Origin of the sequence: Streptomyces phyllanthi, from assembly GCF_009377205.1 — a bacterium.
GTDB lineage: Bacteria > Actinomycetota > Actinomycetes > Streptomycetales > Streptomycetaceae > Streptomyces > Streptomyces phyllanthi.
In genome coordinates, this window is sequence record NZ_VJZE01000179.1 from 1 (window position 1) to 16459 (window position 16459).

Here is a 16459-nt window from a genome sequence, read left to right on the forward strand (position 1 = left end):
TGGCGGGGGTGTGCCGACGGGGATGCGGATGAGGTGCGGAGTGGATGGGCCGGGCAGTGCGGGCCGTACCAGGCGCAGGAGGGAGAGCAGGATTCCCATAGCGGCCAGGTGAACGGCCACCCATGGCAGCAGGGGAGGGATAAGGTCGGACATGCGTCAGCTCCTCTTCAGCTGGTGCCGTGCCCCGGGGCGAGTGCGATCGCCGCCGGGGTTTCTTGTGGCCAGCGTAGCGCTAGAGACCTATAGGAACCTAGGGGAACTATAGATCGATAAGTGAGGTGTACTAGACCGACTATGGAAGGGTGATGGAGTTCAAGCCCGACATTCCCCGTTGGCGGCAAGTGGCCGCCGTCATCCGCCGCCGCATCGAGGACGGCACCTACGCCCCTGGGGGACGCGTCCCTTCGGTGCAGCAGCTCGTAGAGGAGTTCGGCGTCGCTACGGCCACGGCCGGGAAGGTGAACGTGGGCCTGAAGAAGGAAGGGCTCGTCTATACGGAGGTGGGCATGGGTTCCTTCGTCTCACCCGATGCCCCCGAGAAGCTGCGCAAGGCCCGCGCGGAGGCTGGAGCCGACTGAAGCGGCCTTCTACGCCAGCAACCTTCGCACCGCGTCTACCAGTGAGGCCGCACGCCTGTCATCGGAGCCCGCGATGATGTGGTTCATGACGTAGCCGAAGGCAACGCCGTGCTCCGGATCAGCGAAGCCGAGCGAGCCGCCTCGACCGGTGTGGCCGAAGGCGTTCGGTCCAGTCATGGGGTTGTCCTCGGTGGGCAGCATGTATCCGGCGCTGAACCGGCTCGGGACCACCATCACCTGGTCCTTCCCGCAGGCCTGCTCCTCGGTCGCCGACGCCAGGGTTTCTGGGGTGAACAGGCGCACGCCGCCCACCTCGCCGATCACCGCGGCGTACATGCGTGCCAGTCCGCGAGCAGTGCCGACGCCGTTGGATGCCGGGAGTTCGGCGGCCTGCACCTCGGGCGAGCTGAAGTCGATCTCGGCGGGGTCGGTGACCGCGTAGGCCCTGTTGCTGAATGAGTTCGGGTCGCGCCAGGCGGCGACCAGTTCGCGGAGTTCCTCGGGAATCGACTCGGCGGGCACGGTGGTGAGGTCTACGTCCGGCCGTTGGTACACCATGCGGCTGACGCGGTCGCGTTCACCCGTCGGCAATCCGATGAAGAAGTCCAGCCCGAGGGGGGCGGCGATCTCGTCGGCGAAGAAGCGGCCCGGCGTGCGGCCGGACACTCGGCGGATCACCTCGCCGACCAGCCAGCCCCAGGTCCGGCCGTGATATCCGTGCGCCGTGCCCGGAGTCCACAGGGGGCGCTGGGCGGCCAGTGCGGCCGCCATCGGATGCCAGGCCAACGCCTCGTTCAACGGGACCGGTTGATCCAGGGCGACCAAGCCCGCCTGGTGGGACAACAGCCAGCGCACCGGGATGTCCGCCTTGCCGTTAGCAGCGAACTCAGGCCAGTACTTCGCCACCGGCGCGTCCAGGTCCAGCACGCCACGCTGGGCGAGGATATGCGCCGCGGTCGCGGTCGCCCCCTTGGTCGCCGAGTAGACCAGTTGCAGCGTGTCCCGCGTCCACGGTCGACCGGTTTCCGGATCGGCGATGCCAGCCCACAGATCCACCACAGGCTTGCCGTACCGGTACACGCATACCGCCGCGCCGATGTCCCCGTGCCGGGCGAAGTTCGCCACGAATGCCTCGCGCACCTGCTCGAACCCGGGCGCGACCTCACCGTCGATCGTCGTCATGCCGCCCATCCTGGCATTTTGTCCGCCTGCTCCCGACGGGGCGGGCCATCCCTGCCGTCCAAGACGATGCCCTTCAAGCTGCGACGGGCAGTGCCTGAAGACGCTCACGGAACTCACGGACTGAGGGGACGGCCTTGTGTGCTTCGAGTTGCTCGGAGAACTCCTTCATGCGGTCCAGAGCCCGTACGGAGCTGACACTGTCCTCCAGGAGCCCGGCGCCGTAGTTTGCGGCGTCCAGCGCCCCCTCCAGGTCACCACCGGCGAGCCGCGCCTCAGCCAGGCGGCTTGACCGTACGGCCTTGTCCCGAGGAGCCGCGCTCTCCACGGAGGTCTGCAGAGAACTCGTCGCACGCTCCACCTGCCCGGACCGCAACAGGACCTTGCCCTCGGTCGACTTCAGCTGTGCCTCGCCGAACCAGTTGAGCCAGTCCGGGTTTTCCTCCGCCGCGTGGCGCTCCCAGAGGGACACGGCACGGTTGAGCGCCGTCCCGGCATTCCGGTGGTCGCCGTCGCGCGACAGCGCCTCGGCCTTATGCAGGTAGAGGAAAGACTGGGTGTACGGCGACAGCGTTCGAGGAGCGTTGCCGATGGCGGTCGAGATGAGGTCGACCCGCTCGGCGGTCCGTCCGGCTTCTGAGACGTGAACGCCCATCTCCGCGAGGACGAAGGCTCCGAATGCGTCGTCTCCAGCGGTACGGGCGCTACGCAGGGCTCCGACGTAGTACCGCTGACCGGCTGACCGTAGACCCGCGTCGTAGGCCATCCAGCCGGTCAGGTGCGACACCCGGGCCGCCAGCGCGTAGAGGCGGACGCGGACCCTGTCCGTGTACCGGCCGGCGCTCAAGAGGCCGGTGACCAGGGCGAGATCGCCGCGTGCCTGCTCCAGAAGCCGGGCGCCTCCGAGTTGGTCGTCGAGCGTGCGCAGCGTGCTGATGCGCTGCTCGATCGTCGAGACCATCGTGTCCGTGACCCGATCCCCGTTGAGCGCCGAGGCGAAGGCGGAGGGCGCGTCCACCCAGCTTGCCGCGAGGCCCGTCAGGGCGGCGCCGGTGATGGTGAGAAAGCCCCGGCGATCCATGCGGCCACTCCCCACCAGTTCGGACAACGCCTCAACGGTACCGGCCTCGGTCCACGGGGCGGTGAGTCCCGTGACCTCCCAGACCGGAAGCCACCGGGGCCATCCCTCCTTCCGTGCCTGCTCGTACGGGACGCGCAGCAGATCGGCGAGTACGCGCTGGGCATCCGCATCCGGTTCCTGCCCCTGCTCCCACTTCCAGACAGTCGTCCGGTTGGTCGCCAGCGGGATTCCCCGAGTCCTCCCGTGCGCCTGCATCAGCCGGGCGAATTCGGCCTTCCCCCATCCGCGCGTCTGGCGGAGGAAGGTCAGCGGGTGGACTGCCAACGGCTCACCGGGCACGTCATCACTCCCGTCATCCCCTCACTGCGTAGTTGGGAGGCTACTTCGCGTGCCCGCGCAAGGGGAGGGCGTCCTCACGAGAAACCCCCTAGAAACGTTCCGACATGCGCACGGGGACCGTTGACTGAGTATCAGCCGTCCACGGAGCACGCGCAGGGTGTTCGCTCCTGGAACGGGTCCTCAGATCGGCGGCTCCGTCCCCGTGCCCCCGTCGGGGGTGGAGCCGCTCTCCAGCTCTTCGGAGGCCTCTGCCATGTCCACGCTCATCCATCGGTTCATCCTCGCGGGTGCGGAAAGGGAAGTGCCCCTCGCCCGCCGCACGGTCGTCGACAAGGTGCGTACGTGGGGAGTGCCGATGGACGAGGAGACAGCCGACGCCATCAGCCTCGTCGCCTCCGAGCTCATTACCAACGCCGTGGTCCATGGGGAGGGGCCCGTCACCGTCGCGCTGTATCACCGGCCCGGTCGGTTGGTGATCGAAGTCCTCGACGGCAATCCCGTGGCTCCGCAGATGAGTTGTGCCCAAGCCGACGACGAGCGCGGGCGCGGTCTGGCACTGGTCGACTTTCTCGCTTCGCGGTCTGCATGGGAGCCCTTCGGCCGTGGGAAGCGCGTATGGGCGGAGATCGTGCTTCCCGCAGCGGCGCCTGCCATCCGAGCCGCCGTCCTGCGCAGGGTATTCGCGCTCCGGCCGAAGCGCGGGGGCGTAGCTGCGCCCGAGTCGCTCACCTTGGTGGTCGTGTGAGGGGACGGCACGCATTACGAGCGACTCCGCTCCCTGATCCCGATGTGGTCTTCCGGCCCACCCGCCGCGACATCGATTCCGTCACATGGGATCCCTCTGTGTACGCACTGTAGGACCGCCATGCATGGCAGGCGCGCGGCAAGTGCCGACTGTGGTGCGGACGTGACTGTGTCGAAGTGACGTGGATCTGGCCCGTCCGATCGAGCTGTATGCGCGAGGTCCCCTACTCCTGCTGTGCGTGTCTGCGCGAACTGGACCAGCGCGTTCTGGAAACCACCATGGGCCAGGACACGGGCGTCCTGCCGGTGAATCGCGGATCTGCCCGGTCCACGGTGTAGGGCCCCAGCTCATCGCGACCCCCAATGATTGCCGCTCCACGGCAACCCACTTCTCGCGCGGCCATGGAGCAGCTACCGACCTCCCGCCGGAGCCCTGGCGGGAGAACCGAAGAGGAAGGAGCACGAGGTGGCAGAGCCCACGGCACCGCTTCCGGCCCGGAGTGGCCTCCTGGTGGCGGTGGAAGAGCTGACCGCCGTCCACGACCGGTACGACAGCCTCCGGTCGGACAACGCCGGGAGTTCCGGCGACGCGCCGTGGCCGGGCGGCGACGGCAACCTGCACGACAGCGAGTAGGCACCAAGCGGTGGGGGCCGGCGCGGTCGGCCGTGCCGGCCCCCACCGTGTCCGAACCACGTGGTCGAACCCCTGGAGGACGCAGCGATGGAACATCGGTTGATCAGCGCCATCGAGACAGCGCTCGGGTGGAGCGGAGCGGAGGAGCTGGGCAAGGGCTTCGTACGCGGGAGCATGGACGACCCCGCACTTGTCTCCCGCATCATGACCCCGAACCGCCTGCTCGACATCGCGATGCGCAGGAGCCTGAACCGCCCGCAGTTCCGGTGCTTCCAGAAGGGCGAGGAGGTCCACCCGGCCATCTACTACACCGACAGCGTCAGTCCTCGGGGCCAGAGCATCCCCATGGTCAACATGCGCAGCCTGGGCAGGCTCCTGTGGGAAGGGGCGACGGTGATCATGGACCAGGCCAACGTCTTCGACCCCACGATGGAGGTCGCCTGCCGGGCCCTGCAGTGGTGGTCACGCGAGCGAGTCCAGGTCAACGCGTACCTGACGACGAACGACGCAGCAGGCTTCCCCATGCACTGGGACGACCACGATGTCGTGATCCTCCAGCTCGCGGGTGAGAAGGAGTGGGAGGTCCGCGCGACCTCCCGTAACGTCCCGATGTACCGGGACTCCGACCCCAACAACACCCCGAGCGACGAGATCATCTGGTCCGGCGTCATGCGGACCGGTGACGTCATGCACATCCCCCGAGGCCACTGGCACCAAGCGACACGGACCGGCAGCGGCTCCGGCAGGAGCCTTCACGTCACCTTCGGTATCACCAAGCGCACGGGAGCGAGCTGGCTCGCATGGCTGGCCGACTGGTGCCGCGAGCGCGAGACCTTCCGCCACGACCTCGACCGCTGGCACGGAACCGGCGGCGAAGCCCTGACCGCGGCTGCCGCCCAGCTGATCGGCGAACGCTCCCCTGCCGACTTCCTGGCCGCGTACGAGCAGGAGACGACGCTTCCTCGGCATGTGCCCTTCCTCGACATACTCGGGCCACTCGACGCCGTGGTGTGCACCACCCACTTCCCTCCCCGCATCCAGGAGAGCGGGGAGACCGTCGACGTCGTGGCCTCGGGGAAGAAGCTCACCCTCGCGGCCAAGGCCCTGCCCGCACTGCGTCTGCTGCTCAGCGGCAGGCCGGTCGCGCTGGAGCGGGCCGCGGCATTCGTGGGAGCCGAAGTGACGGAGGTCGCCGAGATCCTGGTGAAGGAGGAGCTGTGTGCGGTGCTGACCCCCGAGTTGTCCTCGGGCTACACCGGTCTCGTCACGAACGCCGTCTCCTGACCGCGGCGCTGGACCTCGGTGTCACCGCACTCGACACCAGTACCAACTACTTCGGCTTCCGCTCGCATCAGATACTGGCCCGGACGGCCGGTGACCTGCTGCCGAAGTTCACGCTCTCCACGAAGGTGGGTTATTTCCCGGGGCCGGACGGGGCGGAGCACTCCCTGGATCCTGGACGGCTGCGCGCGGCAGTGGAACAGGCGGCTGAGGACCTCGGACGGGAGCCGGACCTGGTGTTCCTGCACAACCCGGAACACTCGCTCCGCGAAGCCGCCCCTCACGACCAGGAAGCGCTTGCACGGGCGTGCGCCGCCCTCGACGCCGCTGCGGCGAAGGGGCTGTGCGCCGCCTGGGGCGTCGCGTCCTGGGACCCATCACCGCTGCTGAGTCTGATCGACAAGACCGCGCCGGGGCCATCGGTCCTCATGGTCCGGGCAGGTCTACTCGTCGGAGCCAGAACTCTCGATGCCGCTGACGCCCTCACCAAGGCGTGGAATCTGGGCGACGGCCAGGTCTGGGGGATGAGCCCCTTCGGAGGCTGTACTGGCGCCGCGGTATGGGCCAGGATCGACCCACGCGTCTTCCTCCGGGACAGCAGTCGGCTCTCCCGCGTGCAGGCAGCCTTCCGGGCCGCCTATCACCTCCCGCGGGTCGACTCCGTTGCCGTGGGCCCCGACGAACCAGCTCATCTGGGTGAACTCGTCGATGCCCTGGTCGGCGAAGTCGAGGAGCGGACCATCCAGGAGTACCGGAGTCTCCTTCGGGACCGCTCGCGCGGTCAGCTTGCCTGAAGCTCCTTGATGACCTGCTCGGCCGTGCGCTGTGCGGGCTTCAGCCGAGGGTCCTCCGGGTGTGCGTACGGTCCCAGGATCTTCGAGCAGACGAACAACGTCATCAACTTGCCGTCCCGGCTCTCGAAGTCGGACCGGCGCTCGTGCCGCACACGATCGGCCAGAGCCGGGACAGCAAGGGAACTCGCCCACAGTGAGGCTGAGTCCAGCCCCAGCGGCGCGTTACCCCAGTCCTCCCAGTCGAAGAGGCTGAACGTTGGAGCGGTCATGTTGGCCCAGTTCAGATCCGCGTGGGCCGGCACCCATCGCTCGACGGTTGTATCGAAGTCGCCTGAGAAGACACCCCGGATGGACTCGGTGATGAGGGCCTGGGTGATAGTGACGGTGTCCGGTGTGGCGATCCGCCTCGTGTCCTGAGCCGCCAGCGCGTCCAGCGAGGTGTTCAACGCCTCCCACCACGCATTCGGCAGTTCTGGCGCCTCGCTCAACACGGCAGTACCGACGGGAGTGCCGGGCAGGAGCTCAGTTTCGTCGGCCCGCCACATCACCAGCCCGTCCGCGTCCCGCCAGACCACACATCCGTGCCATTCGGGCTGGATAATGCCGTCCAGACGCGCAGCACATTCAGTGCCGTTCCACCCCTGATCGGTGATCTTGTCGAGCAAGCGCCGCTCGACCCGTACCCAGGTATCGCGGTCGGTCTTGGCCCCCACAGATCGACGCTTGCGCACCACCGTATCCGGGAGCAAGCGAACTTGCAGAGACCGCTCGACGCGATCAAGAACCTCGCCAACGGACTGCACCCGTAGATCAACAGCCTGACCCGTGGAGACCGAGAGCGTCATGCACGTGACGGTAGCAGTGGTACGGCCAGGACCTGCCCGTCGCCGAGACATCGAGCAGGGTCCGAGGTTGGCGCGGTGGCTGACGCTCCGCTTCCAGCCTCCGACCCTACTGGGGCCGGCGCAGCCGTCGACCACATTGCTCCCAGTGTGCAACCCGGTCCAGAACGGGCTGTCGGAGGCTTCTTCGAGCAGGGATCCTTCGGGCCAGTTGCCCCGGGTGTCCAGCGCCGGATCCGGTACGCCCCTCACACAGGACTCGGCCGCGCGCGAGCCGTCGCTGACCCACGCTGCGAAGCCCGGTACCGACCGACGGGCGTTCTCCGGCCCCGTGACGGCCAGAGCGATGGACCGCAGCAGCGTAGTTTGCCGGATCCGCTTGGGCCCGCGAGGGCGGTCCAACCCGCGCGGGAGCCGCCGGGCCGTGCCAGATCGAGCACAGCATCAAAGATCGCCGTGGAACGACCTGACGTTCCGCACGCAGATCCGGCTCACATGCATCGGGTCGTCTTCCTGGACGTCCGGGCCCGCAGTCGTCGAGCGCACCCTACGTGGCAGCAGCGCCGTACGCCGCGCCTACACCGTGAGCCCGCGTACCAGCAGATCCAGCAGCGCGCACACGAACAGCGCGATGCCGATGAAACCGTTGACGCTGAAGAACGCCCTGTTCAGACGGGACAGATCGTGCGGCCGCACGATGGTGTGCTCGTACACGAAGGCGCCCGCGACGATCAGCAGGCCCAGCCAGAAGAACGCCCCCGCGTCCGTCGTCAGCGCGTACCAGACGAAGAGTGCCGTGGTGACGGCATGACAGGCGCGCGCGCCCCAGATCGACGCCGGGATGCCGAAGCGCGCCGGCACCGACATGACACCGGTCTCGCGGTCGGACTCGACGTCCTGGCAGGCGTAGATCAGATCGAAGCCGCCGATCCAGATCCCGACCGCGAGCCCGAGGATCACCGCCTCCCACGACCACTCCCCCGTGATCGCCAGCCAGCCGCCGACCGGGCCCATCGCCTGGGCGAGGCCGAGGATGGCCTGGGGGTAGTTCGTGAACCGCTTGCCGTACGGGTAGACCACCATCGGGATCACCGCGACGGGGGCGAGCGCCAGGCACAGCGGGTTGAGCAGGGCCGCCGCGCCGAGGAAGAAGACCAGGGCGACGAACGCGCCCGTCCACGCGTGCCGCACGGTCATCGCGCCGGTGACGAGTTCGCGGTGGGCCGTACGCGGGTTGCGGGCGTCGATCTCGCGGTCGATGATCCGGTTGGCCGCCATCGCGAAGGTGCGCAGCCCGACCATCGCGACCGTCACGAGCAGCAGCCGCCCCCAGTGGATGTTCCGGTCCAGCTGGAACATGGCGGTCAGGGACGCGATGTAGGCGAAGGGCAGCGCGAAGACCGAGTGCTCGATCATCACCAGGCGCAGGAAGGCCCGTGTCCTGCCCGGCTGGGGAATGGCGGCGGACGCGCTGCTCACAGGCCGTACTCCTTCCAGCGGCTGTCCACCAACGCCGCCGTGTCCGGGTCCGACAGGACCATCTCCGGCCAGCCCCCGTCCCGTGTGTAGCCCTCCTCGGGCCACTTCCGCGTCGCGTCGATGCCCGCCTTGCCGCCCCAGAACTGCTGGTAGGAGGCGTGGTCGAGATGGTCGACGGGACCCTCGACGACGGTCAGGTCGCGGGCGTAGTCCGTGTTGCCGAACGCCCGCCAGGCGACCTCGTGCAGGTCGTGGACGTCGCAGTCGGCGTCGACGACCACGATCAGCTTGGTCAGGGACATCATGTGGGCGCCCCAGACGGCGTGCATGACCTTCTGGGCGTGCTTCGGGTACTTCTTGTCGATCGAGAGGATCGCGCAGTTGTGGAAGCCGCCGGCCTCGGGCAGGTGGTAGTCCACGATGTCCGGGATGATGATCTTGAGCAGCGGGAGGAAGAAGCGCTCCGTCGCCCGGCCCAGCGGGCCGTCCTCCGTCGGGGGCCGCCCGACCACGATCGACTGCAGGAGCGGCCGCTTCCGCATCGTCACGCAGTCGATCGTCAGGGCCGGGAAGGGCTCCTGCGGGGTGTAGAAGCCGGTGTGGTCGCCGAAGGGGCCCTCCGGCAGCATCTCGCCCGGCTCCAGCCACCCCTCCAGTACGACCTCGGCGTTCGCGGGGACCTGCAACGGCACCGTCTTGCAGTCCACCATCTCGATCCGCCTGCCCGCGATGAACCCGGCGAAGAGGTACTCGTCGATGTCACCGGGGAGCGGCGCGGTCGACGCGTACGTCACGGCGGGCGGGCAGCCGAAGGCGATCGCGACCGGCAGCCGCTCACCCCGCCTCGCGGCGACCTGGTAGTGGTTGCGGCTGTCCTTGTGGATCTGCCAGTGCATGCCGATGGTGCGCCGGTCGTGGCGCTGGAGGCGGTACAGGCCGAGGTTGCGGACGCCGGTCTCCGGGTGCCTGGTGTGCGTGAGACCGAGGTTGAAGAAGGAGCCGCCGTCCTGGGGCCAGGTGAAGAGGGCGGGGAGGGCGTCCAGGTCGACGTCGTCTCCGCGCAGCACGACTTCCTGTACGGGCGCGTTGTCGGACTTGACCTTCTTCGGCGGTACGTGGGTCATCGAGCCGAGCTTCCCGAAGGCCTCCCGGACACCGACGAACCCCTGCGGCAGCTCGGGCTTGAGCAGACCGCCGATCTTCTCGCCGATCTCCTCGTACGACTTCAGTCCCAGCGCCTTCAGCAGGCGCCGGTCGGTCCCGAAGACGTTCATGGCGAGCGGCATGGCCGACCCGCGCACGTTCTCGAAGAGCAGCGCGGGGCCGCCCGCCTTGTTGACCCGGTCGGTGATCTCGCCGACCTCCAGATGGGGGTCGACCTCCACCTTGATCCGCTTCAGGTCACCTTCCCGATCGAGGGCCCGGAGGAACGAGCGAAGATCGTCGTAAGCCATGCGTCCCAGTATCGCCGAGGGCCACCGGGAAACCGCGCCCACCCCACTACCTGCCGGGGGTCCAGGGACCCGCCCCCCGGATGAGCACAGCCGGTACGCACTACGCTGGACCAGTCACCGGGGGCCGGACGCCGCCCGGGCTCGGCGACCGACCGCCACTCTCAGGGGGACCGACACATGCTCCGGGTGCTGATGATCCTGGTGCCGCTGGCACTGAGCATCTACGCGTTCATCGACTGCATCACCACCCAGGAGCAGGATGTCCGCCACATCCCCAAGCCCCTCTGGGCGATCCTCATCCTCCTCTTCCCGCTGGTCGGTTCCATCTCCTGGCTGATCGTGGGCCGCGACCGCAGCAGCGCGGCGGGCGGCCGCATCGGCGGCGGCTTCTCCCGGAGGTCCGGGGGCGGCTGGGTCGCGCCGGACGACAACCCGGACTTCCTCAAGTCCCTCGACGAGGACAAGAAGGACAGGAAGGATAAGAAGGACAGGAAGAGCGACGAGGGCCCCCAGGACGGCGACTCCAAGGACTGACGACAGCCACGTCCTCCGATATCCGCGGGCGGGCACTTCTGGTCCGGCTCCGGGTCCGGCTCCTGCTCCGGCTCCTGCTTCACCGGAAGCCGCGGCGGGGCACCGCCGACCGTCGTGCGCAGTGCATCGAGCGGCAGCAGCACCCCGTGGGCCGAGGCAAGCCGTGCGGGCCCGCGCGCCCCGCGCAGCAGCCCGACCGCCCCGACCGGCCGTGCTAACCGAGCGCGTCGGCCCGCAGCACCAGGTCGAGCAGGCCGGGGAAACGGGCGTCGAACTCCTCGCGCCGCAGCCGGTTGACCCGCCGCGGCCCGTTGTCCCGCTGCTCCACGAGCCCCGCCCCGCGCAGGACCGCGAAGTGATGGCTGAGCGCGGCCTTGCCCACCGGCACGTCGAAGCTGCCGCAGCTGCGCGTCCACTCGGGGGAGCCAGCCAACTCCCGCACCAGCGCGACGCGTACGGGGTCGGAGAGCGCGGCGAGCGCGGCCAGGACCGGGACGTCGTCGGGGTGGGTGTGTTCCGGGGCGGCCCGGTGACCGGTGCGCTCCGTCACGCCGGGCTCCTTCTCGTCGCGGGTTGCCGAGTGTTCGATGAAAATCATACACTCGCGAGTGTTCGCTTTTCATTGAACAGTCGAGCCGGGAGTGTGGCATGCGCGCGGTACGGATCCAGGAGTACGGCGGTCCGGAGGTCCTCCGGGCGGTGGAGACGGAGGTGCCCGAGCCGGGGCCCGGACAGGTGAGCATCGACGTGGCCTACGCGGGCGTGAACTTCGCCGACCTCAAGGCGCGTTCGGACGGCTACCGGGTGCCCGCGCTGCCCTACGTCCCCGGCCTGGAGGTGTCCGGCCGGGTCCGGGCCCTCGGTGAGGGCGTGTCGGGGTTCGAGGTGGGCCAGGAGGTGGCGGCCCTCATGGACGGCGGCGCGTACGCGGAGGTGGCGGTGGCCGACGCGGTGACCGTCTTCCGCCTGCCGGAGGGCGTCGGTCTGCGTACGGCGGCCACGCTGCCCACGGTGCTGCCGACGGCGTACGCCCTCGTGCACGCGGTGGGCCGGCTGCAGCCCGGCGAGACGGTCCTCGTGCAGGGAGCGGCCGGCGGAGTCGGCACAGTGCTGGGGCAGTTGGCGAAGGCGGCGGGCGCCGGTGGCGTCTTCGGTGTCGTGTCCGGCGCGGCGAAGGCCAAGTACGCCCTGGAGTACGGCTACGACGAGGTCTTCGTCGGCTCCTTCACGGACGAGGTCCGGGCCGCGACCGGCGGCCGGGGCGTGGACCTCGCCCTCGACCCGGTGGGCGGTGAGACGCTCCGCGGCAGCCTGGCCTCGCTGGCGGTCTTCGGACGGCTGGTCTCCTTCGGCAACGCGAGTTCGGCCGAGCCCTGGAGCGTGGGCCAGCCCGACCTCTACCCGACCGGTCTGTCCGTCTCCGGTTTCTCCATCCTCGCCCTGGCCCGGACGGCCCCCGCCGAGCTGCACGCCCTCGCCGAGCGGGCCTTCGCGACGGTCGTCGAAGGGGTGGCGTCGCTGCCCGTGACGGCGGAGTTCGGGCTGGAGGAGGCGGCCGAGGCGCACCGGCTGATGGGGGCCCGCACGAGCACGGGGAAGCTGCTGCTTCGCGTGTCCTGACGCACCACGCGTCCCTACGCACCACGCCTCCCTACGGTTCACGCCTCCTTGCGGTTCACGCGTCCTGGTCCTGGGCGCACAGTTCCGCGAGACGGTCGAGGTCGTCCCGTACCGACTCCCGCTCCTCGGGAGTCAGCTGGACGGCGGCGGCGCGGGCGAGCGTGGACGCCGCCGTCTCCTCGTCACCGAGGCGCCCGGCGGCATCCGCCCGCAGCACCAGCAGGCGGAGCAGTTGCACGGGCGTGGGGCGCTCGCCCTCACGCCGCAGCACCCGGTCGATGATCTTCGCGGCCCCCGCCGGGTCGTCCTTCGAGCCCGCGAAGTTGGCCGCGTGGTGCAGGGCCCGGGCGAAGGCCCCCTCGGGGGCGGGCCGGTGGTGCTGGTCCTCGCTGATCGGCGTACCGACACGGACGCAGTTGCCGCCCGGGTCGGTCATCAGGAACTGCCGCATGCCGTGCGACGTGTCCCTGAGCGCCCCGATGCGCGGCAGTCCACGGGTCGGCACCTTTCCGTACGCCGCCCTGAGGCCCGCCCGGAAGGCGGCGTACAGACCGTCGACGTCATCGGTCAGGACGTAGCACGTGCTGTACGACTGCTCGGGCTCATGGTGCTTCATCCCGAAGAACTGGAGCTCGATGCCACCGCGTTCGACGGCCGCGTACGGGTTGGGGCTCTTCTGCTCGAAGGTCACCTCGAATCCGAGGGCGCGGTAGAAGTCGAGGACGGGCTGGAGGGTCTGGCACGGCAGGATCGGAATCATCTTCTCGGCCATACGATCCAGTCTAGTCAAACTTGACCAGCCTCGCCCTCGATTATCGCCACCGCCTTGCGGGAGGGGGAGGGCGGGAGTACGTGCGCAGCCCGCAGCGCCTCAGCGCAGGAACCGCCCCGTGCGTGACCTCTCCACCCGCGCCACCGACTCGGGCGTGCCCTCCGCCACCAGTTCGCCCCCGGCCGTGCCGCCCGCCGGGCCGAGGTCGATCAGCCAGTCGGAGGCGCGGATGACATCGAGGTTGTGCTCGATGGTGAGGACCGTGTTGCCCGCGTCGGCCAGGCGGCGGAGCACGGCGAGGAGACGGGCGGTGTCGGCGGGGTGCAGACCGGTCGTCGGTTCGTCGAGGAGGTAGAGGGTGCGGCCGGTGGCCCGGCGGGACAACTCCTTGGCCAGCTTGACGCGTTGGGCCTCGCCTCCCGAGAGGGTCGTCGCCGGCTGGCCCAGCCGCAGATAGCCGAGGCCCACGTCCGCCATCCGTCGCAGCCGCGCCGCCACCGGCGGTACCTCCGCGAAGACCGCCAGCGCCTCGTCCACCGTCGCCTCCAGCACCTCCGCGATGTCGTAGCCCTCGAACCGCACCCCGAGCACCTCACCGCGGAACCGCCGCCCCCCGCACCCCGGGCAGCGGACCTGCGCGGCGGGCAGGAAGTGCATCGATACGGACAGCACGCCCGCGCCCTCGCAGCGTTCGCAGCGGCCGCCGGGGACGTTGAAGGAGAAGTGGCCGGGTGTGAAGCGGCCCTCCGAGCGCGCCGCGAACACCTCGCGGATCGGGGTGAAGGCGTCCGAGTACGTCGCCGCGTTCGAGCGCGGGAGGCGGCTGATCGGCTGCTGGTCGATCGCCACGATCTTGTCCAGCGCCTCCCAGCCGTCGATCCCGTCGTGCTCGGCGGGCGGTTCGCCCGCCCCGTGGAACCGCTGCCGTCCCGCGCGGCCCAGGATGTCCAGCACCAGGGAGGACTTGCCCGACCCCGAGGGCCCGGTCACCGTCACCAGCCGGCCGAGAGGTATGCGTACGGTGAGGTCCCTGAGGTTGTGCGCCCGCGCGCCCCGGATGGTCAGTGACGACCCGTCAACCAGGGGTTTCCGTGGACGGGCGGGCGTCGGCGCGCGGCCCGCGAGGTACGTCCCCGTCACCGAACCCTCGCTCGCGGCCACCTCCTCCGGCGTCCCCTGGGCCACGACCCTGCCGCCGTCGGCGCCCGCTCCCGGGCCGATGTCGACGACATGGTCGGCCGCGCGCAGCACATCGAGGTCGTGCTCGACGACCAGCACCGTGTTGCCCAGGTCCCGCAACTGGCGCAGCACACGGACCAGGCGCTCCGTGTCCGCCGGGTGCAGGCCGATGGTCGGCTCGTCGAGGACGTACAGGACACCGGTCAGCCCGGAGCCCAGCAGGGCGGCGAGCCGCAGCCGCTGGGTCTCGCCCGCGGAGAGGCTGGGGGTCGCCTGGTCCAGGGTGAGATAGCCGACGCCGACGTCCACGAGCCGCCGGATACGCTCCCGCAGATCGGCGAGGACCGGCTCGCTGATCGCCTGCACCGTCAACCCGCCCAGCCAGTCGGCGAGTTCCTCCAGGGGGAGGCGTGCCGCGGCCACGATGGTCAGCCCGTCGACCGTCACCGCCCGGCTCCCGGAGCGCAGCCGGGTCCCCTCGCACGCCCGGCACTCGTCCTTGACCAGCAACTTCTCCGTCTTCTCCCGGTAGTCGGTGTCCTCGACACGCTCGGCGTAGCGCCGCATGAGGCTCGGGACGACGCCTTCGAAGCGGCCCGCGGTGACGGTGGCCGGAGGCTTCGGGACCTCGGGGAAGTGCCGTGCGAACTCCGCGCTCTCGACTCCGTGGAGGAGCAGGTCCCGCTGGAGGGGCGGCAGTTCGTCGACGGGTACGTCCGGGTCGAAGGGGAAGCCGTAGTGCTCGGCGGCCGCCCGCAGCACGGTCAGGTTCCGCTCGGTCAGCCTGGGGTGCCAGCCGAGCACCGCTCCGCCGGCGACACCGCGGCTCCCGTCCACCAGGCGACGTACGTCCGCCCGGAGGACGAAACCGAGGCCCGTGCACTCCGGACAGGCCCCCGCGGGCTTGTTGAAGGAGAAGTCGCCCATCACCAGGCCGGGTACGGCGGCCCCGCAGTGCGGACACGGCACGGACTCGCCCCCGTCCGCCCCGTCCTCGTCGTCCGCCCCGTCGTTCCAGGCCTGCGCGGACTCGTACGACGGCGGTACGGACTTCTCGCACGCGGGGCACGGCCGGGCCCCCATCCGCGCCCACAACAGCCGCAGATAGGTGAAGACGTCGGTCACCGTGCCCACCGTCGAGCGCGGGCTGCGGTTCGTCAGGTGCTGGTCGACGCTGATCGAGGGCGACAGGCCCGTGATCGAGTCGACGGCGGGCTTTCGGACGAAGAGGGAGACCATGCCCAGTGACTCCATGTACTGGCGCTGGCCCTCCTGGTGCAGGGTGTCGAAGGCGAGCGTGGACTTGCCCGAGCCGGACAGGCCGGTGAGCACGACGAGACGGTTCTTCGGGATGGCGAGGGTGAGGTTCTTGAGGTTGTGCAGACGGGCGCCGGTGATGCGGATGCAGTCGTCCATGACTTCAAGTTTTCCATTGAAGTTCCTGTTGGGACTTTCGCGCGAACCGACGGTACGTCACCCCGTTTCCTGCAGGGATGTCTTCGCCACGGCTCTCGCATAACCTTCAAACCGATGAGCAAGCAGCAGCACGAGCCCGAGCACGCGTCCCCCTCAGCCGCCCGCCTCCGCCCGGTGGACCTGGCCCGGCTCGCCGGGATCTCCACCCAGCAGATCCGCAACTACGAGGACGCCGGCGTCCTGCCCCCGGCTCCGCGCACCGCGTCGGGCTACCGGACCTTCACCGACGTACACCGCAGCGCCCTCCTCACCTACCGGGCGCTCGCCAAGGGATACGGGCCCGTCTCCGCGACGGAGATCATGTGCACCGTGCACTCCGGGGACGTCCCCGGCGCCCTGGCCCTCGTGGACGCCGCACACGCCGCACTCCACGAGGAACGGGTGTCCCTCCGGGCGGCCGGCGAGGCGCTGGAAGCGATGGCCAGGGAGGCGAGGGCCGGGGCGGCGAGGGCCGGGGTGGTGCAGGTCGAGGG

The 16459-nt window shown here is 69.7% G+C and carries 16 protein-coding genes; 8 read left to right on the top strand and 8 right to left on the bottom strand.

Translation table 11 applies throughout. The features are described from left to right. Positions 1-305: 305 nt before the first annotated feature. Positions 306-578 (top strand): GntR family transcriptional regulator, encoded by a 273-nt coding sequence (locus tag FNH04_RS23825; RefSeq protein ID WP_152787475.1) that lies wholly within the window; start codon positions 306-308, stop codon positions 576-578. A gap of 9 nt (positions 579-587) precedes the next feature. Here FNH04_RS23825 and FNH04_RS23830 read toward each other — a convergent pair whose 3' ends face one another. Further along, positions 588-1760: a serine hydrolase domain-containing protein gene (locus FNH04_RS23830; protein WP_152787477.1), complete on the bottom strand. Its 1173-nt coding sequence runs from the start codon at positions 1758-1760 to the stop codon at positions 588-590. 73 nt (positions 1761-1833) lie between these two features. Then, positions 1834-3177, bottom strand: coding sequence for a helix-turn-helix domain-containing protein (locus tag FNH04_RS23835; protein ID WP_322723672.1), 1344 nt, complete (start codon positions 3175-3177; stop codon positions 1834-1836). A 253-nt stretch (positions 3178-3430) separates the two neighbouring features. On the opposite strand from FNH04_RS23835, the gene FNH04_RS23840 reads away from it, so the two are divergent. The 4 genes from FNH04_RS23840 to FNH04_RS23855 all read left to right on the top strand — a co-directional run bounded on the left by FNH04_RS23840 (position 3431) and on the right by FNH04_RS23855 (position 6630). Then, positions 3431-3922: an ATP-binding protein gene (locus FNH04_RS23840; RefSeq protein ID WP_152787479.1), complete on the top strand. Its 492-nt coding sequence runs from the start codon at positions 3431-3433 to the stop codon at positions 3920-3922. Positions 3923-4387: 465 nt separating this feature from the next. Next, the gene (locus tag FNH04_RS46660) at positions 4388-4555 is read left to right on the top strand and encodes a hypothetical protein (protein WP_194236791.1); all 168 of its coding nucleotides are present in this window, start codon (positions 4388-4390) and stop codon (positions 4553-4555) included. An 87-nt stretch (positions 4556-4642) separates the two neighbouring features. Then, positions 4643-5839, top strand: coding sequence for a JmjC domain-containing protein (locus tag FNH04_RS23850; protein WP_152787481.1), 1197 nt, complete (start codon positions 4643-4645; stop codon positions 5837-5839). Next, positions 5773-6630, top strand: coding sequence for an aldo/keto reductase (locus FNH04_RS23855; protein WP_322723673.1), 858 nt, complete (start codon positions 5773-5775; stop codon positions 6628-6630). Before FNH04_RS23850 ends, FNH04_RS23855 begins: the two co-directional genes overlap by 67 nt. Here the strand turns inward: FNH04_RS23855 and FNH04_RS23860 are convergent. The 3 genes from FNH04_RS23860 to FNH04_RS23870 all read right to left on the bottom strand — a co-directional run bounded on the left by FNH04_RS23860 (position 6618) and on the right by FNH04_RS23870 (position 10405). Beyond that, positions 6618-7475 (bottom strand): hypothetical protein, encoded by an 858-nt coding sequence (locus FNH04_RS23860; protein ID WP_152787483.1) that lies wholly within the window; start codon positions 7473-7475, stop codon positions 6618-6620. The two genes, FNH04_RS23855 and FNH04_RS23860, sit on opposite strands and share 13 nt — an antisense overlap. Before the next feature lie 573 nt (positions 7476-8048). After that, positions 8049-8951 carry a menaquinone biosynthesis prenyltransferase MqnP gene (gene mqnP, locus FNH04_RS23865; protein ID WP_322723675.1) on the bottom strand — a complete coding sequence of 301 codons (903 nt, stop codon included), beginning with the start codon at positions 8949-8951 and terminating at the stop codon, positions 8049-8051. Then, positions 8948-10405 carry a menaquinone biosynthesis decarboxylase gene (locus FNH04_RS23870; RefSeq protein WP_152787485.1) on the bottom strand — a complete coding sequence of 486 codons (1458 nt, stop codon included), beginning with the start codon at positions 10403-10405 and terminating at the stop codon, positions 8948-8950. Before FNH04_RS23870 ends, mqnP begins: the two co-directional genes overlap by 4 nt. Positions 10406-10582: 177 nt before the next feature. On the opposite strand from FNH04_RS23870, the gene FNH04_RS23875 reads away from it, so the two are divergent. Next, positions 10583-10939, top strand: a complete 357-nt coding sequence (locus FNH04_RS23875; RefSeq protein ID WP_152787487.1) for a PLD nuclease N-terminal domain-containing protein — start codon at positions 10583-10585, stop codon at positions 10937-10939. A 214-nt stretch (positions 10940-11153) separates the two neighbouring features. Here the strand turns inward: FNH04_RS23875 and FNH04_RS23880 are convergent, their stop codons facing one another. After that, entirely contained in the window at positions 11154-11489 is a 336-nt protein-coding gene (locus tag FNH04_RS23880; RefSeq protein ID WP_322723677.1) for an ArsR/SmtB family transcription factor, read from the bottom strand. A 98-nt stretch (positions 11490-11587) separates the two neighbouring features. Here FNH04_RS23880 and FNH04_RS23885 point away from each other — a divergent pair, with 98 nt between their 5' ends. Continuing rightward, positions 11588-12559, top strand: coding sequence for a quinone oxidoreductase family protein (locus FNH04_RS23885; RefSeq protein ID WP_152787491.1), 972 nt, complete (start codon positions 11588-11590; stop codon positions 12557-12559). A gap of 55 nt (positions 12560-12614) precedes the next feature. On the opposite strand, the gene FNH04_RS23890 is transcribed toward FNH04_RS23885, so the two are convergent. Both FNH04_RS23890 and uvrA read right to left on the bottom strand, forming a co-directional pair. Then, positions 12615-13331 (bottom strand): bleomycin resistance protein, encoded by a 717-nt coding sequence (locus FNH04_RS23890; RefSeq protein WP_152787493.1) that lies wholly within the window; start codon positions 13329-13331, stop codon positions 12615-12617. Positions 13332-13430: 99 nt separating this feature from the next. Next, entirely contained in the window at positions 13431-15926 is a 2496-nt protein-coding gene (uvrA, locus tag FNH04_RS23895) for an excinuclease ABC subunit UvrA (protein WP_152787495.1), read from the bottom strand. A gap of 114 nt (positions 15927-16040) precedes the next feature. Between uvrA and FNH04_RS23900 the strand changes: the two genes are divergently transcribed. Continuing rightward, positions 16041-16459 (top strand): MerR family DNA-binding transcriptional regulator (locus FNH04_RS23900; protein WP_152787497.1); only part of this gene is annotated, 419 nt, incomplete at its 3' end.